At 66.0% G+C, this 20,947-nt stretch carries 16 protein-coding genes and 1 pseudogene; 1 reads left to right on the top strand and 16 read right to left on the bottom strand.

All coding sequences use genetic code 11. The features are described from left to right. Positions 1-189: 189 nt before the first annotated feature. The 16 genes and pseudogenes from JAO81_RS22480 to JAO81_RS22410 form a co-directional block, all read right to left on the bottom strand. A complete protein-coding gene (locus tag JAO81_RS22480; protein ID WP_233415761.1) occupies positions 190-1,419 on the bottom strand; it encodes a hypothetical protein in 1,230 nt (409 codons plus the stop codon). 3 nt (positions 1,420-1,422) lie between these two features. Beyond that, a pseudogene (locus JAO81_RS44035) lies at positions 1,423-1,593 on the bottom strand (Ig-like domain-containing protein); the annotation flags it as partial. A 485-nt stretch (positions 1,594-2,078) separates the two neighbouring features. After that, complete coding sequence (locus JAO81_RS22475) at positions 2,079-2,903, bottom strand: rhamnogalacturonan acetylesterase (protein ID WP_199549715.1); 825 nt, start codon at positions 2,901-2,903, stop codon at positions 2,079-2,081. Between the two features lie 331 nt (positions 2,904-3,234). After that, a complete protein-coding gene (locus tag JAO81_RS22470) occupies positions 3,235-4,974 on the bottom strand; it encodes an Ig-like domain-containing protein (protein WP_199549714.1) in 1,740 nt (579 codons plus the stop codon). A 1,294-nt stretch (positions 4,975-6,268) separates the two neighbouring features. Continuing rightward, positions 6,269-7,195 (bottom strand): LCP family protein, encoded by a 927-nt coding sequence (locus JAO81_RS22465; protein ID WP_307813561.1) that lies wholly within the window; start codon positions 7,193-7,195, stop codon positions 6,269-6,271. Positions 7,196-7,358: 163 nt separating this feature from the next. Then, entirely contained in the window at positions 7,359-8,285 is a 927-nt protein-coding gene (gene galU / locus JAO81_RS22460) for a UTP--glucose-1-phosphate uridylyltransferase GalU (protein WP_374194331.1), read from the bottom strand. Positions 8,286-8,341: 56 nt separating this feature from the next. Continuing rightward, positions 8,342-9,841, bottom strand: a complete 1,500-nt coding sequence (locus JAO81_RS22455; RefSeq protein WP_199549712.1) for a bifunctional cytidylyltransferase/SDR family oxidoreductase — start codon at positions 9,839-9,841, stop codon at positions 8,342-8,344. Further along, positions 9,834-11,846 carry a CDP-glycerol glycerophosphotransferase family protein gene (locus JAO81_RS22450; protein WP_233415760.1) on the bottom strand — a complete coding sequence of 671 codons (2,013 nt, stop codon included), beginning with the start codon at positions 11,844-11,846 and terminating at the stop codon, positions 9,834-9,836. The genes JAO81_RS22455 and JAO81_RS22450 overlap by 8 nt, the downstream gene beginning before the upstream one ends. A gap of 473 nt (positions 11,847-12,319) precedes the next feature. Beyond that, positions 12,320-13,543: a sensor histidine kinase gene (locus JAO81_RS22445; protein ID WP_199549710.1), complete on the bottom strand. Its 1,224-nt coding sequence runs from the start codon at positions 13,541-13,543 to the stop codon at positions 12,320-12,322. A 258-nt stretch (positions 13,544-13,801) separates the two neighbouring features. After that, entirely contained in the window at positions 13,802-15,316 is a 1,515-nt protein-coding gene (locus JAO81_RS22440; RefSeq protein WP_233415759.1) for a flotillin family protein, read from the bottom strand. A 75-nt stretch (positions 15,317-15,391) separates the two neighbouring features. Further along, entirely contained in the window at positions 15,392-15,916 is a 525-nt protein-coding gene (locus tag JAO81_RS22435) for a hypothetical protein (RefSeq protein ID WP_199549708.1), read from the bottom strand. A gap of 136 nt (positions 15,917-16,052) precedes the next feature. After that, positions 16,053-17,114, bottom strand: a complete 1,062-nt coding sequence (locus JAO81_RS22430) for a CdaR family transcriptional regulator (protein ID WP_233415765.1) — start codon at positions 17,112-17,114, stop codon at positions 16,053-16,055. 323 nt (positions 17,115-17,437) lie between these two features. Next, positions 17,438-17,923 carry a winged helix-turn-helix domain-containing protein gene (locus JAO81_RS22425; protein ID WP_307813559.1) on the bottom strand — a complete coding sequence of 162 codons (486 nt, stop codon included), beginning with the start codon at positions 17,921-17,923 and terminating at the stop codon, positions 17,438-17,440. A 43-nt stretch (positions 17,924-17,966) separates the two neighbouring features. After that, positions 17,967-18,455, bottom strand: a complete 489-nt coding sequence (locus JAO81_RS22420) for a hypothetical protein (protein WP_199549705.1) — start codon at positions 18,453-18,455, stop codon at positions 17,967-17,969. Positions 18,456-18,842: 387 nt separating this feature from the next. Beyond that, the gene (locus JAO81_RS22415; protein ID WP_199549704.1) at positions 18,843-19,328 is read right to left on the bottom strand and encodes a hypothetical protein; all 486 of its coding nucleotides are present in this window, start codon (positions 19,326-19,328) and stop codon (positions 18,843-18,845) included. Between the two features lie 644 nt (positions 19,329-19,972). Beyond that, positions 19,973-20,539: a hypothetical protein gene (locus tag JAO81_RS22410; protein ID WP_199549703.1), complete on the bottom strand. Its 567-nt coding sequence runs from the start codon at positions 20,537-20,539 to the stop codon at positions 19,973-19,975. Between the two features lie 223 nt (positions 20,540-20,762). On the opposite strand from JAO81_RS22410, the gene JAO81_RS42660 reads away from it, so the two are divergent. Beyond that, positions 20,763-20,947: hypothetical protein (locus JAO81_RS42660; protein WP_233415758.1), on the top strand; the 185-nt coding region annotated here is incomplete at its 3' end.

Below are 20,947 nucleotides of genomic sequence, written 5' to 3'. Positions count from 1 at the left end.
GGCCCGACCGGCGACTGACCGGCCGGGCCCTGTGCTTTCCGCACGTGCGACCCGACAGGTACATGCGAGGCCAGGGGTTCTGGTTGAACAGTGCGGGTGAGGCGCCGGAATCGTTTGGGATCGGCTGTCGCATACGACGAAGGCTGCAACCGTTCATCGGCTGCAGCCTTCGTGCGCGGACTGTTGTCGTCAGTGGTGGGCGACCTGGAACTCCACCCGGAAGGGCTCGGACGAACCGCCGGGCCCGATGACGGTCAGGGTCACTTCGTGCCGGCCCGGCGGCCAGTTCTCCTGCGCCTCGCAGTTCCATGAGCCGTCCGGCGCGATGGCGACCTCGTCATACGGCACACCATTGCGGAGGATCCGGATGCGGTTGGACGCATCGGGTCCCCGACCGTGCAGACGCGGCCACGATCCGACGACGGACCCTGATGCCGGACTCTCCAGGCTTGCCGTTCCAGGGGTGGCGCGCACCGTGAAATCAATGGGGACGGATTCGGCGGTACCGCCGTCGCCGTACTGCGCGACCGCGGTGACACGGTGCGTTCCCGGCTGCCAGTCGGCGAGTTCGCGCTTGAGACGCAGCCACCAGCTGCCGCTCTTCCCGACACGGACTTGCGCGTAGTCGGTGCCGTTGACCAGCAGCCGCACTGATGCGGCTCCCGGAGCAGTGCCGTAGACGACGGGACGCGGTCCTACGATCGCGCCGGGGGCCGGCACGCGTATCCGGGGCGCGGTGTCGGTGTCCGCGACATTGAACGCCACTTCGGAGAGTGGTGTCTTGATGGATCCGGTAACGGTCGTGGCCGTCAGCAGGTGACGGCCTGCCGTCATCGGCGGCATGTCGTCGGGTCGACGCAGCCACCAGCGGCCGTTGGAGCCGACCTTGACCTGGGCATACGGTTCTCCGTCCAGGTGCAGAACGACCTGCGTGCTGCCGACCGGGGCGGTGCCGGAGATACGTACGTCCCCGTTGACCGTCTCTCCGGGCGCCGGGACCGCAACACCCGGCAGGACCTCGAACTCGACGCTGGCAGGGTGTGATTTCCCGGCCATGCTCCGCGCCTCCACCGTGATCCGATGGGTGCCCGGCGACCATTCTTCGGAGGCGGTGTACTTCCAGTGGCCCTCGCTGTCGGTCCACGCCTCCTTGAGGCGGCGCCCGTTCTCCTCGATGAGGACGCGTTCGACGCCTGGCTCGCAGCGACCGATAAACCTGACCTTGGCGCCGGTGCGGCTCCGATCGGTCGGGGTGTCGATCACAGGCGGTGCATGGACGACGGGGACGTCCGGCCACGGCAGGTCACCGGTGACGTTGGCCGCCCGCCAAGCCGAGGGCGTTGTGGTGCCGGTGCCGTCGGCGGTGGGCGGAGTGAGCAGTCCCGGTGTGGTGGTGAGATCACCAACGTACACGGTCACCGGAGCCGTTGATTCCTGCCCGAACCGGTCCCGGAGCGAGTAGGAGAAGAGGTCGTAGCCGGTGAACCCATGCGCCGGCGTGTATTCGACCGATCCGTCGACGTGAGGTCTGACAGTGCCGAAGCGAGCTGCTGAGATCGCTGTGAGCTGCGCCCCGCCCGACGCACCGTCCATAAGGCCGACGAATGCAGAGTGGTCCGGCCGACACAGCACCCGCCGTCCCGGAGCTCGGAATCCGTGGACTCGAATACCCGTGTCCGCCAGGAACGACGACCGTGTCTCCTTGCCGGATGCATCCACAGCGGCGGCCGCTACACGGGGGAGCAGTACGGGAGCAGCGCCCTGGCCGCGGACCTGGAGTCGGACCGAAGGTGTGGATCCATGAAGTACGGGAGGGCGCACGCGCAACAGACGCCCGCCATCGACGTACTCCGCACCATCCGTCGAGATGACGGCGGCCACAGCATCGAAACTGCTGACCGAAAGGTAGCCGTACGCCTCGCGCGCCTCGTCGCCCGTGGTTGCGAGGATCCGCAGTGTGACGGTGTCACCGGGGAGCAGTGGGGCGTGCGGCGGGTGATCGGTGGACAGGCGGACTTCGGCCCCACCGGGATGCTTGGGGGAGGGGCGTACGGCGGCTCGGGATAGCAGGTGCATGATCAGGCGGTACTTTGCTGGTAGGAGGACGGGAAGGCATAGCCGAGAGGGCGCGCGGCCGCCTTGGAGACGCGGCTCCTGACCCGGGTGTCGAAGGCTTCTTCGGGGAGCCAGGCCAGCTCCCGTACGTCAAAGTCATCGCGCTCGAGATCACCGAAGCGGTGGGCGGGCACAACGCCCTGCTCGAGCAGCGAGCGCGCCACATAGCGGGCGCACTCGATGGCGCCGGGCGCACGCACATGGGTGTTGTCGGTCTGCGGGACACTGCCGAGCGGATCTTCGCCGGCCTGCAGGTGGACGAAGAGCTCCTCGGTTCCCCGGGGGCCGAGTTCTTCCCACCAGAGCGTGGACTGCCGGTGCAGATCGATCAACGGTGTGAAGCTCTCCTGAGCCACTTCGCGCATGGCCATCGGGTACGGGACCAGAGTGCGGCGGAGATTGCCCTGGGCGTCCACGGTCCGGTTCTCGTACGAGGTCACCAGGACGGGATGGGCCTGCTTCGACCGTGTCGCGTCGATGTACGTCCGGAGGTAGTCCTGGTACAGCGAGAAGGCGGGCGCCGCGAGGCCGGGATGCTTCGACGGATCACGCCGGTCGATGTGACCGAAGCAGATCAGGAAGTAGTCACCGGGCATCAGCGAGTCGACGATCCACTGCAGCCTTCCGCGGTCGAGAAAGCTCTTGGAACTGGCCTTGGAACGCCCGCAGTTCACGATCTCTACGTCAGGCGAGAAGAACAGGGGCAGAGCCTGTCCCCAGCCCGCCATCGGGAGATAGCTGACCGACCACGACACGGTGGTGGAGTCACCGGCGATGAAGATCCGCATAGAGACGCTCCTCCAGGGGGCAGTGGCCGGTGGCAGGAGTGCACCGGGAGGGGAGAGCGAGACTCGGTGATTAGCCGGTCTCAGTCGTGGTGGCTGACAGGGTCCGAGCTACCAGCATCAGCGGACGGGCGGCCGTGTCTCCACTGCCGATGGAGGACAGTCCGGCGCGATGGTTGACTTGTGGATGGCCAACCATTGTTCGATGCCCACGAACTGATCTCCGTTGGCCAGCCGCCGACTTCATGCCTGCATCCCCCACACGAATGGGCATAGCCCGACTGGCTGGTTGCCAGTCAGGCTATGCCTGGTTGAGGCAGATGCCTCGGGGGTGTTAGTTGACCTCGAAGTTGAGCTTGGTCTTTTCGGTGACCTGCTTGCCGTCTGCGTTCACGCCGACTGCGGTGACGGAGTGGTTGCCGGAGGTCCAGCCGGTGTTGGAGCCGGCGACGAGCCACCAGTTGCCGGTGGTGGCGTTGGTGCGGACGTTGGCGTAGGGCTCCGTCTCGTTGTCGCGGTAGAGCTCGATGTTGGTGACGCCATCAGCGCGCTTCGAGGTGCCCTCGATGCGGAACGACGAACCGACCTGGCCATTCTCGGACGGGGAGGTGATCACCGGGCCGGCGGCCGCGACGGTGAAGTTGCGCTTGGTCTTGCCGGTGATTTCATCGCCGTCCGAGTTGACGCCTACGGCGGTGACGGAGTGTGCACCGGAGGTCCAGCCGGTGTTGGAGCCGGCGACGAGCCACCAGTTGCCGGTGGTGGCGTTGGTGCGGACGGTGGCGTAGGGCTCCGTCTCGTTGTCACGGTAGAGGTTGATCTTGGCGACGCCGTCGCCGCGTTCCGAGGTGCCCTCAACACGGAACGACATACCCACCGTGGCACCGTTGCCGGGCGTGGTGATCACAGGGCTGGCCGCAACACTGAACGTACGAGTGGTCTCCTGGGAGATGGCCTTGCCGTCTGCGTCAAGACCCACGGCGCGCACCGAGTGGTTACCCGAAGTCCAGCCCGTGTTGGAGCCAGCCACCAGCCACCACGCACCAGTCGTGGCGTTGGTACGCACCGTGGCGTACGGCTCGTCCTCATCATCACGGTACAACGCCACGTGAGTCACGCCGTCAGCACGCTTCGAGGTGCCCTCAATCCGGAACGACGAACCGACCTTGGCGCCATCCTTAGCCGGCGACGTAATCGCCGGACCATCCACCAAGCCAGCCTCGACGGTGACGGTAACGATGGCGGACGACGCCTGGCCAGCGGCGTTGGTGATGGTGTACCTGAAGGTGTCGGTGCCAGTGAAACCGTCCTTCGGGGTGTAGGTGACCTTCCCGCCCGAGCGGGTGATGGTTCCGTTACCGGGGTTGGTGGTGGTGATGTCCACACCGGTCGCGGACCCGGAATCATCGTTGTTCAGAATATCCAGCGTGACCGCCTTGCCGGCGGTGGTGGTAGCAGTGTCGGCTACCGCCTTGGGGGCCGTCGCTCCAGTAGCCCACAGCTGATTGGGCGTGCCAGCGGCGAATTCAACCGTGGCGGCCTTGCCTTCACCGTTGGAGGTCAGGCTGCGGCCGTTATCCGCGGTGGCCTTGGAGTACAGGAGGCCAGACCTGTCGAGAACCCACAGCTGATTGGGTGCGCTATTGGCGATTGCAACCGTGGCGTCCTTGCCTTCACCGTTGGAGGTCAGGCTGCGGCCGCTATCTGCGGTGGCCTTGGAGTACAGGAGGCCAGACTTTTCGAGAACCCACAGCTGATTGGGCGCGCCATTGGAGATTGCAACCGTGACGCCCTTGCCTTCACCGTTGGAGGTCAGGCTGCGGCCACTATCCGCAGTGGCCTTGGAGTAGACGATGCCCAAGTCCACCCGCACGGCGGGAGTGGTGGGCTTCCCGGCACGCGTTTGCGTAGCCTTCGTCTCCTTTTCTGCTACCTGAGCGCCGGTGGTACCAGACTTGGCCTGAGCCTCGCCGGCGGTTGCGATCGGCGCAAGAGTAGCCGCACCGCCGGCTGTCAGGGCAACGAGAATGGCACTGGTGACCAATCGACGCCGAACAATTTGAGTGACTGCCATGTGAATCTCCTAATGACGCCAGGCCGCATTCATCGAGCCTGAAGTGTGGGGCGGGCGGCGAGGCAGAGGGCCGCGCGCAGCGGATTTATCCTGGATCTGAATTGCTGAGAGGGTGACCTGGGTGGCGGTCCGTGAGGGCACCTCCGCATCAGATTGCTTTGCAACAGTCTCACGTGGCGGTGGCCTGCTACCCGTGAGATGTATGACTTGCAGAAACGAAGGTCGATTCGCTGCCAGTGATGGTTGATTGGGGCCGCAGCGCCCTCATCGAGCCAGCGAATGCTCAGGGCCGATGCCGTCAGATCCATCGTGAGTAGGGCTCGGTTGAACGCCTTCAATATGCCTGCCAGATCAATGCCGAGAGGATTGAGATGCCTTCTGTTGGATCTGAACGCACGCTGACTCCATGCCACTCGACGCACTTTGGTTGAGGAGATCATTGGACCAAAGTTGACAGTTCCAACAACCTTCTGTGAAGGCTCTTATAGACTTCCGTCAAGAGTGTATGAATGTGAGAGAAGTCGTCGCTCACGGTGTTTAGAGAGCACCCTCCTCGGCGGGCTCGCCGGCCGCGCACCCCGTATCTGTCTCAGCTGGTGCAGGATGCGCCGACGGGCCAATTACTTCGAGGGGAAGGGGCAGTAGGTCCGGTTCCCGATTGGCGCATTGGGCGACGGAGTCCAAGGCCGAGTGGATCGGAACGGGTTTGCTTCGTAGAGGACCTTCAGAGAGGTCATGAAGTCGGAGCCACGGTCCAAGGCCTGGCTGACTACACGGCTTGCTCGTTCGTGAGTACTCGCAGCCTCCTGAACGAAGCCGGCCGGCCTTCGGCGGGTGTGGTGGAAGGCATGGGCATACTGTGAGGGGCCGTGCGCGCCGGGCCCAGCGAACGTCCTCAACGTTCTGGCATTCAATTGCGTGACAGCGCTGGTTTGTTGGTGGGAAGGAGTCCATACGGCTGTGTCCCGCCCACCTCCGATGCTGCGTCAGGTAATCGCCGAGGAGTGCGGAACGCAAGCCGGATTCTCGTGGCTCCTCTAGCTCATGCTCGTCGCAACGACGCTCACCGTCTTTGTCGCGATCCGGCTGCTGAACACGGGCCACTCTCGTTTGTCCTCGGCCTCGTCGTCGTGTCGGCCACATCCGCTGCCGATCAGACTGATCGGCAGCGTCGCAGAACCCCTGCAAGGGCGTTGGCGGCTACGGCGACGGCTCAAGGGATCACTGAGGGCTCCGCCGTGGGAGTCGGCCACTTCGCGGGTTTGATCCAACCCCAACGTTCTGGCGAGGGGGATCAGCGGGGATTGGCGCCCAGCCGGTCGACATCGTTGTTGGCGACGTAGTCGTCCACGGTGTCGGCGTTGATCGCCTTCCAGAGCATGGTGGACTTGCTCTTGTCCAGGTGCACCACGGACTGTCCTTCGACCATGCCGGTACCCGAGACAGGGGCGTTCATGAACACCATGTCGCTGGTCCGCAGGCTGCGCATGTTCCAGGCCAGATCGCGGAGTTCGCCGTCGGAGAACCGGTCGTCGACGCTCACCGTTTCCGTCACCCGGTCGAGGAGCTCCTTGGTCTTGAGCGGGTTGGTGAGCGAGCCCGAGGAGAGCGTCTTGGACAGCACGGCCCGCAGGTAGTTCTGCTGGCGCAGCGTGCGGTCGAGGTCGCCGCGCGGCAGGTTCTTCCGTTCGCGCACGTACTTCAGCGCTTCGTCCCCACTCATGTGCTCCTTGACGCCGTTCACGGAGAGGTCGACTCCACCGACGGAATCGGTGAGCTTCTTGAAGCCGTTCCAGTCGATGACCGCGAGGTGGTCGATCTCCACCTTGGTCAGTCGCTGCACGGTGTCGATCAGCAGGGGCGGACCGCCCCAGGAGAACGCGGCGTTGAGCTTCGCCTTGCCGTGTCCGGGTACGGGGACCCAGGAGTCACGGGGCAGTGAGATGACGTAGGCACTGGAGTTGTCGGCGGGCAGATGCACCAGCATCATCGTGTCGCTGCGCTGGGCACCGGGCTTCCACTGAGCGGCCTTGGCGTCCTTGCCCGTCGTCGGGAGGTCGGAACGCGCGTCGAGGCCGACCAGGAGGAAGGTCTGTCCGCCCTTGCCGGGATCGGGCTTGGCGTCGGCCGGCACGTTGCTGGGGAAGACGTTGGGGATACGGTCCACCCGGCCGGTGTAGTGGTTCACGGCCCACCAGAGGGTGCCTGCGATAGCCGCCACACCCACCACCAACAGGGTCAGTGCGCCTATGAGTACGCGTCGGCTTCTGCGTCGACGCCGCGCTGTCGCGGCGTCCTTCTTACGGGAGATGCGGGACATGGCAGGGGCTTTCGGAGTCGCGCCGATGGGCTGGGTGGGAGGGGTGAGGTGCGGGACGAGGGCGTCAGGCTGCGGGCTCGGTTGCGGCGAGTCCGTCGACGTGACTGCGCAGCCATGTCCTGAAGTCCGGCCCGAGGTCCTCCCGTTGGCACGCGAGGGTGACGATGGCGCGCAGGTAGTCGCTGCGGTTGCCGGTGTTGTAGCGGCGGCCGTTGAAGACCACGCCGTGCACCGGGCTGCCGTCGCCGACCGCGAGTCGCTTGAGTGCGTCGGTGAGCTGGATCTCGCCGTCCTTGCCGGGTTCGGTCGTGCGCAGGACGTCGAAGACCGCAGGGGTCAGGATGTAGCGGCCGATGATGGCGTAGTTGCTGGGTGCCTCGGCGGCGGTTGGCTTCTCCACCAGGTTGCTGACCCTGACCACGTCGTCCTCGGCGGTGGTCTCAACGGCAGCGCAGCCGTAGAGATGGATCCGCGACGGATCGACTTCCATCAGGGCGATGACGCTACCGCCGTGCTGCTCCTGGACCTCGATCATGCGGGCTAGCAGGGGGTCCCGCGGATGGATGAGGTCGTCTCCGAGCAGTACGGCGAACGGCTCCCGGCCTACGTGTGGGGCAGCGCACAGGACGGCGTGGCCCAGGCCGTGTGGGTCACCCTGGCGGACGTAGTGGATGGCGGCCAGGGCGCTGGATTCCTGGACCCGGGCGAGCTTCTCGTCGTCATCGTTGTGGCTGAGGGTCGTCTCGAGCTCGTGGTTACGGTCGAAGTGGTCTTCAACGGCGTACTTGTTGCGTCCGGTGACCATGAGTACGTCGTCGAGTCCTGCGGCGACGGCTTCCTCGACCACGTACTGGATCGCCGGCTTGTCGACAACCGGCAGCATTTCCTTGGGAGTTGCCTTGGTCGCAGGCAGGAAGCGGATACCGAGGCCGGCAGCGGGGATGACGGCCTTGGTGAGGCGGTGGGGGCGGTTCATGGGTTGCTTGGGCATGCGGATTTCTCGCTGGTCCGTGGATGCAGCGCTCGCTGCAGGTGGCGGGGCGGGTCTCAGACGTCGTTGCGGTCCGAGGCGAGGCCCGCGACCAGAGATGCGTAGAAGTCCGTGGCCGCGGTGGCGCTTCGGGTCGGGTCCTGGCGGCGTACGTCGATGACGTGGCCGGTGAGGGGCGAGAGCAGCACGTCGAGTGAGGTCTGCGCGACGGCCTCGGAGGTGAGCAGGGAGTCGGCCGGCTCGTCTCCAAAGGCCTGGGTGCGCATCGGGGTGCGGGTGCGCTCCGGGTTGATGCAATTGACGCGGATGCTGTCCTGGGCCCACTCGTCGGCCAGTGCCTGGGTGAGGTTGACGGTGGCTGCCTTGGCAGAGGAGTACAGGCTGTACTGGGCGCGGCCCCGGGTGTAGCTGCTGGAGGTGTACAGCAGCAACTGGCCCTTGGATTCGGCCAGATACTGGTGGGCGTAACGGGCGATGTGTACCGGGGCGAGGTAGTTGACCAGGGTCGCCTCGCGGATCTTCTCTCGGTCGGTCTCGGCCAGCTTGCCGATACGGAGTACGCCTGCGGTGTTGACGACGTAGTCGATGCGCCCGGACTGGACGTGGGCGTCGGCGAGGGCCTTCTCCACATGCTCCGGTATCTCCACGTGGGTTCCGGTGCCGGAACGGCTGTACGCGTGCACCGTGGCGCCGTACTTCGTCGCGATGTCGGCGATGTCCGCTCCGATGCCGTAGCTGGCACCGAAGATGACGATCACCTTGTTGCGGAGCAGGTCTCGGTAGGTGTCGTCGTCGGCGTGCTCCGGCGGCGTGTGCGAGGCGAGCTGAAAGAGCTTGTCCGCGATGAAGACGTCGACAGGCTGGGTGATCTTCATGTTGTACTCGTCGCCCTCGACGATGTGGATCGGCACGTCGGGCAAGTGGTGCAGCACGACCGCGCAGTCGTCCGTGGCCTGGAAGTTCGGATCCTGATCGGCCATCTGATAGGCCCGCCGGATGGTGTCGTAGCGGAACGCCTGCGGCGTCTGGCCGCGCCGCAGCCGGGACCGGTCCGGGATCTCGGTGATGAACTCGCCGGCGTCGCCATGGGTACGGGTGACGACGATCGTGTCTGCGGACGGGATGGCGACATCCACAGCCTCGTACTTGTCCAGCGCCGCCACGCAGTCGGCGATCACACGCTGAGAGAGCAGCGGGCGCACGGCGTCGTGGAAGAGGATCTTCGGGTCCTCACCCTCGGCCAGATTGGCCCCCACGGCATCGATGGCGATCTTGGTCGTGGCGTTGCGGTCGCAGCCTCCTGCCAGAACCGCGCGGACCTTGGAGAGCCCCGAGTTGGCTACGATCTCCTCGACGTCCTTGACGAAGCCGGGGGTCATCAGCACGATCACGTCGTCCACGCCCGGTGCCTCCTCGAAGATCTGGAGGGTGTGCTCGATCACGGACTTGCCGGCGATCTTCAGGAGCTGCTTGGGGATGGCGAGGCCCACTCGGGTCCCGGTTCCGCCGGCGAGGATGACGGCGGTGGTGCGGCTGGGGCGCGTGGTGTCAGACATGGCTTTCCTTCGAGAGCGGGGCGGTCGTCGGGGCATCGTCGAGACCACGGAGATACAGGGAGTTCACGGCGGCGTTGAACCGGTCCACGGCGGACGGCAGGTCGGGGCCGAGCAGGTGTTGCCTCAGATCGGTCCGTGCCTTGAGCAGGGGGTCGTCGTCCGGGTGGCGGATGGACTCGAGTGCCTCGCCGAGCGAGTCGTCAGCGGGACTGATCACGAATGCGGCGGCTGCAACAGGGAAGAGCGAGCGGAACTCCGTATCGCTCAAGTCCGTGGAGTTCGCGACCACATAGGGCTTCTCGCTCCCGACGAAGTCGGAGACGACGCTTGACACGTCGCTGATCAGCAGGTCGGACTCGTTGAAGCAGTCGTAGAGATGGGGCAGTTGCCCCTCGATGACGACATGCCGGGAAGGGCCCTGCTGGAGCCAGTAGTGGCGGTGCCATGCCTGGTTCAGCTCGTTCCAGCCGGCCTGCTCGGGATTCGCGCGTTGGTGCCGCTCCGTGGGCCAGTCACCGTAGAGACCGAGCTTCATCGACTGGAGCACTCGGTCCATACGCTGCTCAATGTCCTGGAGCGGGCGTGAGCCACCCCTGCTACGGAGGGCTGCCAGCCCCTGGCGCTCATTGGCCTCGGCGAGCATCTTGACGATGCGTCGGTGCACTGCCGCGACTTCGGGAGACCGGCTGCCAATGAGCGGATGCGGCTTATAGAGCACGCGCAGGGGAGTGGGACTGGCCAGTAGCTGCCGCACGATCGTCTCGCCCAGCTGGGTCAGTGACGTGTGGCTCTGTTCATCAGTCCAGCCCTCCCAGGTGGGTGCGTACAGCACGGTCGGCACACCGACCGATCGCGGAATGTCCCGCGGTGCCACTGCAGCCAGCTGCGGACGTCCGACTTCGACGATGGTGCGGTGGTCGACCGCGTGGCTGATCCGCTCGTACCGGTCACGTCCTGCTTGACCGGCCACCCAGATCTCGTCGTACACCTTGCTGACGCGGTTGCTGCTGGCAGCCTTGTCGCTGTCGCCATGGCCGATGAATACATGCTTCGCCTCGGCGCGCTGCAGCATGTGCACGTTCTTGCCCGCGTTGCCCGGATAAAGCACGACGCGGACCTCGGGGAGCTCCAGGCGTGCCAGATCGTCTGCCTTGGGCACGCAGACCACCGGTAGCCGCGTGTAGCCGAGCTGGGCGAGTGTTCCGCGCTCGCGCAGCACGATGAGGGGCCGCTTGTCGAGTTGCTCGAGCGTCTCGATCCAGCTGTTGACCTGATACATGAAGTTTCGGCTGATCGCCGCGAAGCTGAAGTACAGAACCACCTGCGGCTGGTAGTCGGCCAGCTGCCGGTTGACTTCGGCGATGACGGCAGCGGGGTCCTGGCGAGCCCGGCAGCGCACGACGGTGGGCGCCAGTTCGCACAAGGCGGTGATCGCGGCCGTGAGCGCGAGTATCGAACCGATCACGGTCCAGATCAGGTTTCCGGTGAGCAGTACACCGGCGACGCCTGCGGCGACGAGGATGTCCAGCTGCAGCAGTTTCTGATTGTGATTGCGTGTCAGGAAACGGGCGGCGGGAGCGGGTACGTCGAGCGCCCGGAGGTTCAGATTGCGCACGGTCAGCGGCAGCCGTCTGCCCCTCCCGATGACCAGACATCCGAAGTGGTGCAGAAGGCGCAGGAGGTGGAGTGCCACGAGAGTGACCCCCACGGATTCCAGCAGTCCTACCCTGTCTGCAGTGGCCACGAAGACTACGAGGAGCGCCTGGCGGATCGCGATGCGCATAGAGGTGTCCAAGTGGAACCTGCCGAGCAGCCGGACCGTCTTTCGCTCACTGAGCTGCAGCACGAGTTCCGCAGCGATGTTGATGGCAAGAGCGGCGATGAACACACCGGAACCGGCCGCGAATCCGACGATCATCGCCGGAAAGCTGAGCAGCAGAAGGGTCAACGTCGCCAGATTCCAGTCCCGCTCCAGTTTGAGATGGCAGCTCAGTCGCTTAATCACGGCTGCTCCTTTCGGGAACTGTTGGGAAAGAAGGAAATCTGGCACGCGAGGCGCAAATCTGCCTGGAATCGAGTTCAGTGCCGGCTAGCTGGGGTTGGTTGAGACTGCCGGACGTCGCCTGGCGCACAACGCGGATCTGCGCGAGGAACCGGGCGGAGCGGTCCACGCGTACCGTCCGGATATCTACAGCAGGGCGGCGCCGTGCAAGGGGGAACATGGGGAACCTTCGAGGGTGAGTGCGGGCAGTGCACTGAGGCGAATCCTCTACGTCCCGACAAACGCTACGGAGCCCATGGCTGAACTGGGGACGTCGAAGGTTGACAGTCCCTATCAATGGTTGCTGCTTTTTAATACCTAAGTATTGAAATGCGCAATGGGGTGGATGTGAGATCGCGAGAAATGCACTCCATATTGCCCGCTTGGTGAAATCTTGAGATATCTCTAAGTATTTCCAATAATGCGCACTGCGGTCTCTATTTCAGCGTTTCTATCGGAATCTGGGCCTGCAGTAGAAATCCGCCATTCCGAGTGGGCGAGGCCTGCAGCTGGCCGCCCTGATCCTGTACGCGTGCAGTCAGTCCTTCGAGTCCCACGCCGCCGCCGCCCAAGGAGGGGTTCTTGTCCGTTGGGCGACCGTTCTCGATGGCTATGTCGACTCGGTGGGGGTGAAAAGCGAGCCGGACGCGGATGGCGGCTCCCGGTGCATACTTGACCGCGTTGGTCAGGCCCTCTTGGCCGATGCGGTAGAGAATCGCCTGAGTCTCCCGGGGGAGCGGGATCGGCTGGCCGACGACAGCGCACTCGGCGTCGACGCCTACCGCGTTCATGTTGCGCACGAGGGAGTTGAGGAAGGCGTGGTAGTCCGTCTTGCTCAACCGTGCGGGGAGCGCGCCATCTTCAGGGTTGCTGCGGAGCATATCGAGGATTTCACGCAGTTCGGCCATGACCGCACGCGAGGCATCCTCGATGACCTGGGCGCCCTCCCGTACTTTGACGGGGTCGTTGGCGTTGACACGGACTGCCTGTGCTTGGAGCGTGACGACCGCGACCTGGTGGCCCACACCGTCGTGCATGTCGAACGCCAGGCGGGTGCGCTCCTCCAGGACGGCGTAGCGGGCGGCCTGGTCGACTGAGCCCTGGACTCGGTGGACTTGTTGGCGTACCAGCGTGTTGAACATTTCCTGGCGGCGCAGGCTGTCACCGACCGCCGCGGGAAGGATGATGTCGACGCCTAGGTGGTACAGGACCTGGTACGAGACAAGGGAGTCGCCCACCAAGGGACGGGTGGCGAAGTAGCCCAGTCCGATCACGACCAGCAGCGTGATCCGCCTGCGCTTGGCGTGGCGGGCGACTGCCCAGGCGCTGAAGATCAGGGGCGTGCTGTCGTCGGTGGCAAGAGTGGCGGCAACACTCGCCACTGCGACCAGCTCCGGCATGCGGCGCCGGACCAGCAGAGGCAAGGAACAGAGGACTGCGATGGCAACCGACCAGCCGTAGGTCATCACCAAGCCGGTGCGGTACTGGTCGAACACCGCGAGCGAGGTGAGCGCAATAGCCAGCAGTGCCGTTAGGGCGTCGACGAGCCGACGGTCGGCACCACGTACCCAGTCCAGCGGCGACAGCCGTACGACTGACTGCCAGGAGCGGGACGCAGGCGTCCCTGGGGGAGCCTGGTGTGTGGCGGCCTGAGTGGACATCGAAGCCTTCCGGGAGAGGAGGGTAATTCCTCAACTCTCCCGGCGTGAACAACTGTTTGGGTCGGGTGAAGGTTGTCAGCTGCAGCGAAGGTTGATTGAGGGGGCGGCAAAGGTCAACCGCGCAGGTCAGGCGGGATCCTGGCCAGTCCCGAGCGGCACCGCCGAGTACGACCCCAGCCGTGCCAGCCGCTATGGAGGCGGCGTTTCCAGGCCCCGGACGGCGGGAGTGCTGTCCGGGGCCTGCGGAGCCGATGCTGATCAGTTGATCTCGATCTTCCCGTTTGCCGGTGTCGGCACGGACTGCGGGACCGGAGTGGCGGTCTTACTGGTTGTGATGTTGTTCAGGAGTTCGGCAAGATCGACTCCTGTGGTCGAGGCGAGCAGTTCGATCCCCTGAGCCACGTTGTTCGCGACCGTGCGTGGCAACTGGCCCGCGCCATCCGTCGAAATCACTGTCAACTTGTCCACCGCAGACAGTGGTTCGGCTGCCTTGGCCACGATTTGCGGGAGGACTTCGATGAGCATCTGCAGTTGCGCGGCCTCGCCGTACCGCTCGTAGGCGTCCGCCTTCTTGTGCATAGCCTCGGCCTCGGCTGTTCCCTGTGCCAGGACCGCGGAGGCCTGTGCGTCACCTTCGATGCGTATCGCGTCGGCGATCGCCGCGCGGCGGGACCGCTCGGCCTCACCACGCTTGAGGCCCTCGATCGCCTCAGCCTCGGCCAGCGCGGAGCGGCGTTGCTTCTCGCCCTCACCGGTCAGGCGGGCGCGCTCGGCCTCGGCCTGCGCGGCCGCGATGCCGGCCTCCCGCTCGGCTTCGGCCTGCTTGATGCGGGCGACGCGCTTGGCCTCGGCCTCCTGCTCGGACTGGTAGCGGGCGGCGTCGGCCGGCTTGCGCACCTCGGTGTCCAACTGCCGGTCCTTCAGGGCCGCCTGGCGCTCGGCGACCTTCTCCTGCTCGGTGAGGATCTGCTGCTGGCGGTCCGCCTCTGCCAGCGGACCGGCCGCGTTGGCCTGGGCTGCCGCCGCATCGGTCTCGGCCTTGATCTCGGCCTGGCGCAGATAGAGCGTGCGTTGGGCGACCGCTATCTCTTCCTCGGCGCGCAGCCGGGCCTGTTCGGAGATCCGGCGGGCCTCCGCCTCGGCGGTGTCGGCCTCCTGCTTGGCCTTCGCGGCCTCAGGGCGGCCGAGGTCCTCGAGATAGGAGCCTTCGGCGGTGATGTCCTGGATCTGGAAGGTGTCCAGGACAAGGCCTTGTCCGGAAAGGCTGGCCTCTGCCTCTTCGGCGACCTGGGAAGCGAATGCCGCCCGGTCACGGATAACGTCCTCCACCGACATCCGGCCCACGATCGAGCGCAGTGCGCCGGACAGGACCTCCTGGGTGAAGGAGACGATGCCGTCCTGCTGGGTGAGGAAACGCTGGGCGGCGGCCCGGATCGCGTCCTCGCTGCCGCCAACCTTCACGATGGCGACGCCGTCGAGATTGACCTTCACCCCGCGCAACGTGACCGCACCCCGCACGGTGACTGGGATGTGTCGGCTGGAGAGATCCATCACGAACCTCTGCTGGACGAACGGCACCACGAAGACTCCGCCGCCGACGATGACCTTCTGCCCGCTGGTGTCATGGCTGATCGAGCCCGTTATCGGGTCGACGGATTTCTGACCGCGCCGGCCGGTGATCAGGAACGCCTCGTTGGGCCCTGCGACTTTGTAGCGCGTGACGACTACGAGGGCCAACAGGACCAGGAGGACAATGATTCCGGCGACTGCCATGAGTACAGGACTCACAATGAATTCCTCTCTGCCTCTCTAAGGGGCGGTGGTTGGTGTGGATGCGCTGATATGCGGCTAGAAGCCGGGCTGGTCAGAGACGCACGGGCGGACCGCGACCGAGCTGGTCGACAGCGCCTGCGTCACCCAGATCTCCGTTCCCTGCGCTACCGGTGCCGTGCTGCGGGCGGCGAACTTCGTACGTTGCCCCGCCAGTTGGAGCAGGACCTCGCCGTATCCGTCGGCGGGAATGGCGGTGACCACACAGCCCGCGCTGCCGACGAGGTCGTCGCTGCATGGGGCGCCGGTGCCGTCGTCACGCATCAGGGCACGGCTCGCTTTCCAAGCCAGCCAGCCCGTGCAGGCTCCGGCACCCGCGCCCACAGCGGAGGCCGGCCCGGCACCGAGGCCAGTCGTGCCCAACGTGAGCGCACCTCCGAAGCCGAGCATCGAGAGAAAGCCGGCTACGACCGGCAGCGAGAGCCAGCCGTCGAAGGGTGCGCCCAGTACGCCGTCCAAGAGCCCTTCAAGCAGTCCGTCAAGGACAAGTGAGAGAGCGAGAAGGATGATCCCCGCAATGCCGAGACCAAGAAACAATGCCATCCCATCCGCCTTCCTGCTTCTGCCAGACAACTCGTGGACAAGTGAACGTTTTCATCCCGAAGCGGCAGCAGTCATTGCCGATGTCCGGCAATCTTTACGCACCTTTGATGCTGCTCTGAAACGCGGACCGCGCCGGTCAGAGCTCCTGTGAGGGCCAGTCGAGCAGTCGCGCCCCGATGACCGCGGTCTGCAGGGTGTAGCGGTGCAGCGGGTCGACGGCGTTGGAGCCGGTGAGCTGGTGGATCCGCTCCAGGCGATAGGTGAGCGCTCGAGCACTCAGCGAAAGACGCCGGGCTGCTTCCGCTGCCACGCACCCGGCATCGAAGTACGCGGAAAGCGTGTCGACCAGTGGTTCGGCCCCACCGCGCGCCTGGCGCAGCGGACCGAGGACGCTACGCACCAGATCGGCCATGGCCTGCCGGTCACGGGTCAGGACGGGATAGACCAGAAGGTCGGCGGCGTACAGGAGGCGTTCGTCGAGCTGCAGACGAGCAGCCAGATCAAGGGCGTTGAGGGCTTCCTCATAGGAGTGGACGACACCGCCTGCACCGGCGTGCGGCCGGCCGATGGCGATACGGCCGCAGCCGGCAGCTGCCTCGGCCTGCTGTGCGAAGTACGTGATGACGTCATGCTGATTACCCGGTGCGATGCAGACGAGACGTCCGTCCTTGGTGGTGAGCAGGATGCTGCGCACGCCGAAACGGCTGTGCAGTGCCGCTTCCACCCGGCGGGCGACCGGGTGGGCCTCGCTGTAGGACTGTGCACCTTCCGCAACTGCGACCGTGTGCTCAAGAGACAAGAGCAGGCCAAACCGACCAGCGCGCTCCGCCAGGCGCCCCAGGTCGCTGCGTCCGTACAGCAGGTCGTCGATGAACTCCCGGCGGTCTGCCTCTTCTTGGCGTACGGCAAGCCGCTGAGCTCTCTCATAGCCCTCGGCCAGGGCGTCCACAGCCTGTTCCACGGCGGCGAGCACCGCGTTGACCGACGTGTGATTGGCGTGAGGCCACGCGGCGCGGATGGCCGCGAGATGCGAAGTGATCAGCGTGCGCAGACTGTCGCCCGCGTCGGCGGACCGCTCGCCTACCTTCCGCCGCGCCTGGATTTCGTCACGGCTGAGCCGCCTGCCGGTACGTGCGACGTTGGCGAGCAGCAGGGCGTATTGCTCGAGCAGCTCTACGGAAATCTCTCGCCCAGCCAACGCATTCCTCACCCTTCGTGGTGTCCTGGCGGCGCCCGCAACGAGTTCCACCTGCGTACTTGCAGAGTGCTGCCGATTGGCCGCGTGACGGAATTGATCTTTCATACGCGGAGGGTGAGCGGAGCAGCACGGCGATGCGTCGGGCGGTGCGAACAACCTCTGCGTGCCGACACCGTCGGCCCACACAGATGCCTCCGATGGGGGATTCGGTCCGCAGGGGCTGCGACGGACACTGGCGCGCTCAGGGCCCGTGTGGATCCGGGGTGGTCTGCCGCGCCCGTGGCGGCGTCGACTGGAGCAAGCGCCTGACTGGTAACGGCGTCCTACGAATCCTGGGGGAGTTGGGTAGTTGAGGCCGCGGGCTGAGGTGTCGGGATCCAGGTGCCATGGCGGCGTTGCACCTGCAGCAGGCCTTCCCCAGCCAGTTGCCGCGTGGCTGCGCGCACGGTCCCGATCGACACTTGATACTCAACCGCCAATTCCACTTGGGTCGGCAGGCGGCCGCGCAACTGGCCGGTGAGGATCCTGTGCCGCAGGTTTCGCGCCACGTGCGGCCACTTGGCGTTCGCGCCGTATGCGGGCGCCGCTGCCTCGTCCTGCTGTACCTGCGTGTTCGCGTCGTCGGTGGACTCCACCGCGGCACCGGCGTTCACTTCTGCGTCGATGTGACGTGCTTGGCGGAGCAGAGTGCTCAATGTGCGACGTACGAACTGCGCGGTCGGCAGCGGAATCTGGTACCGCCGGGCGATCTCCTGGGGCGTGGGAAGGTCTTGGAGGGGGGTGACCTGGGAGAGCAGATCAGCGGCCACGTCCTGAGAGCGAGGCGTGCCGCCCCGGCGGGGCACGAATGGGCTATCGGTCATTGTCGTGGGATCCGTTGCGACGCGGCCGGAGCAGGGTCCAGGCGGCGGCTGCGGTGGGGAAGAGGGACATGGCCACCAACTGGGGCCAGTTGATCAGGGCCTGCATCAGGGGCGAACCGTCGCTCGTGCGGAGCGCCAGCGCGGTCCACCACACCGCATAGGCGAAGACCAGTGAGACAGCCAGGGCGGCCACGAGGGTTCCGGCCGACACGAGCGCGAACGGATGCAGCCAGGACAGGACGGGCCGGGCAGCAAGCACGGCAGTACATGCGAGGGCTGTGACCACGGCGGTTACTGCGGCACGGGTCGCGTAGAGCAGGAGGATGTCGCGGATGTATCCGCCTCCAAGCTCTTCGATGACTGTGCTGTTCCAGGCGGATGCCAAGGTCGACACCGCGTACAGGCCCTGGACGAGCACCGATGTCCCGACCGCGACGGCCACCATCGCGAGCCACCGATGCGCAGGTACCCCAGGCACGCTCACGGGCCTGTGAGCACCGTTTTGCAGGACAGCGACCGTGTCGTGGCCCGCCTCTATGTCTCCGATGGCACTCAAAGCGGCCACCCTTCTTCGGCTTCGACTACCTGCCCTCAGGTCCGGAAGGTCAGCATGCGGCCCATGCCGCGGACACGGAATCATCGAAAGTGGACTACCGAAGAGTAAAGGCGCCCGGTGGCAGCATCTTCTTCTGAAAGATGGGCGCCACCTGGCTATTCGAGCATCGCACCGTGCACCGACAGCGCTGGGAACGGACGAAGTAGCGCTGCACGTGCGACCTCGCCAACGTCACGCAGCGTGCACGCCGTCTGGCCAGTGCGGGCTGTGGAGCATTGCGAATGACGACGCACCAGGAGCGGGCGGGAGTCAAACGAGGAGCTGCCAGGGTGTGGTGGCGTGTCGAAGGCCGGCGTGCAGGAGCTCGCTCTCGACGATCAGCGTGAGTGAACAGGCCAGGAATGCCCGATGGGGCGAGAGCAGCTGGGTGTACTGGACGTAGCGGGTGAGCAGAAGGGCCAGGACCAGCAGGCTGCCGATGTGGGCGACTTGCCCGACGGTGCTGGTCGGCGCAGTGAAGCAGGCTGCGACCAGGGTGGGTATCGAGCACAGCGGAGCGAGCAGGGCGAGTACGGTTGGCGTTTGCTCGAGTGTGCCCTGCCCGCCGAGAACACGGGCCAGTCTGACGGTGGTCACCCCCAACAGCAGGTGGCCGGCGACCAGCGCCACGGTAGTGATCAGCAGCCACAGAGCAGGCATCCCCGGACTGATGATCACGGTGCCATTGGCCGCTCCGGCGAGCAGTGCCATCGCTGCCATCTGCAGCAGGGCGGCGAGGAGCACTGCGGCGGCCATCGGCCAGGGGTGCACTCGGCGCAGACGAAGACCCGTGTCGAGGCCGGTAAGTATCAGACGGCGCACGGCGTGAAAGCGCCCCGCCACGCCGGCAGTTGGGGGTGTGCCTGCCGGAGCGACCAAGGTCTGGGGATCGGCTCCCGGTCTGCGCTCTCGTTGCTGGTGGGAGGGCATGCGGTTCTACGCCTTCCGTTCGCGGTGCACGGTGCTGTAGCAGGGCACGCAGCCTCAGCCGTCGCGGCCATCTCGCCCGGACGAGAGTGGCCCTCTCTGCCCTGGGGGAGGACGCCGCCGCTGCCTGGTGACGGAATCGATCGCTGAATGGGCGGCAGCGATTCGGCCGACATGGGATGAAGTGCCCGGCGGCGTCATCGGCTCGGGGGTGATGGGCGCCGCTGGGCACTTCGAGCATCGCGCCGAGCACGGACAACGCTGGGACGGCGGCAGTAGCACTGCACCTGCTACTGCCTGCCAATGTCACGCAGCGCGCACGTCTACAGGCCCGTGCTCACTCTGCTTGGCCGCGCTGTGAGTAGCGTCGGCAGCATCCCCGTGTGCCCCTCGGCACGTTCGACCTGGGCGAGCAGGTCAGCGGTGGAGTGCTGACAGCGCGGCGCGCCGGCGGGGCAGGGACGGGCTACCAGTCATTGCTGTGGCGCTCCGGCGAGGTGCGGGCGCATGCGGAGCAGGGTCCAGGCGGCGGCTGCGGTCGGGAAGGCGGAAATGGCCACCAGCTCGGGCCAGTTGAACAGCGCCCGCATCAGCGTCGCATCGTCGCTGGCCTGGAACACCATGGAGGACCAGGAGACATAGGGCATCACCAGCGAGACGGCGAGAGCTGCCACGAGTGCGCCCAGCGTCAGCAGGGGGAGCGGGCGTAGCCAGAGCGAGGCGGGCCGGGCAGCCAGTGTGGTCGTGCAGGCGAGGAACGCGACCGCGGCCGATGCCGTCGCATGGACGGTGAAGTACGCGAGTACTTCGCGCAGGTACTCGGAGCCGAAGTCGGTCGAGGCCTCGACCTGCCAGGTCCTGCCCAGCGTCGCCACCGCATACAGCCCTTGGACGAAGACGGCCGCGCCGACCGCGACGGCCGCCGCCACGACCCACCGGCCCGCAGGCGTCAGAGGCTGGCGTACTGGCTCGCGGACACCGCCGTTCTGCTGCACGGCAACCGTGTCCTGGCCCGGTTCCACGTCTCCGATAGCGCTCACAGCGGCCACCTCCCCCTTCGAGCGACCTGCGGTTCAGGTCCGGAAGATCATCATGCGGCGCGGCCGGCGGGCACGGACTCGTCGAAGGTGGACTGCCTGCGTCGGTCGGCTCGAACTAGAGGTGCCGGCGGCGGCATCGGCATCGGCATGGGTGACGGGCATCGCCGGGCCCTGACACCGAGCTGGTCGCCCGGCCGGTCATGTAGCGGCCGACCCGGGGCAGATGGTCGGCGAGTTGTGGCCGGTCCTCACGTTCACGGTGGTCTGTGCCCTGGTCGACGTGCCCGTGGCCCTTTCTGCGGCCATGACGGTTCTCTTCCTGTTGCAGGCCCTGGCACGCTGCCGCCCCGGCCGGCTGTCCGGCGAGCGTACTGTTCCCAGATCCGAGCTCGCCTTGATGGGTTGTGA

It is taken from the genome of Streptomyces sp. N35, from assembly GCF_016464295.1.
Classification (GTDB): Bacteria; Actinomycetota; Actinomycetes; order Streptomycetales; family Streptomycetaceae; genus Streptomyces.
This window is presented reverse-complemented; position numbering and strand designations above follow the sequence as displayed.

What these genes read in the sequence shown, in the direction of transcription:
- JAO81_RS22475 (WP_199549715.1), bottom strand. Translation starts at nt 2,903, where the DNA reads ATGCGGATCTTCATCGCCGGTGACTCCACCACCGTGTCGTGGTCGGTC.
- JAO81_RS22470 (WP_199549714.1), bottom strand. Translation starts at nt 4,974, where the DNA reads ATGGCAGTCACTCAAATTGTTCGGCGTCGATTGGTCACCAGTGCCATT.
- galU (WP_374194331.1), bottom strand. Translation starts at nt 8,285, where the DNA reads ATGCCCAAGCAACCCATGAACCGCCCCCACCGCCTCACCAAGGCCGTC.
- JAO81_RS22455 (WP_199549712.1), bottom strand. Translation starts at nt 9,841, where the DNA reads ATGTCTGACACCACGCGCCCCAGCCGCACCACCGCCGTCATCCTCGCC.
- JAO81_RS22445 (WP_199549710.1), bottom strand. Translation starts at nt 13,543, where the DNA reads ATGTCCACTCAGGCCGCCACACACCAGGCTCCCCCAGGGACGCCTGCG.
- JAO81_RS22440 (WP_233415759.1), bottom strand. Translation starts at nt 15,316, where the DNA reads ATGGCAGTCGCCGGAATCATTGTCCTCCTGGTCCTGTTGGCCCTCGTA.
- JAO81_RS22435 (WP_199549708.1), bottom strand. Translation starts at nt 15,916, where the DNA reads ATGGCATTGTTTCTTGGTCTCGGCATTGCGGGGATCATCCTTCTCGCT.
- JAO81_RS22415 (WP_199549704.1), bottom strand. Translation starts at nt 19,328, where the DNA reads ATGGCCGCCGCAGTGCTCCTCGCCGCCCTGCTGCAGATGGCAGCGATG.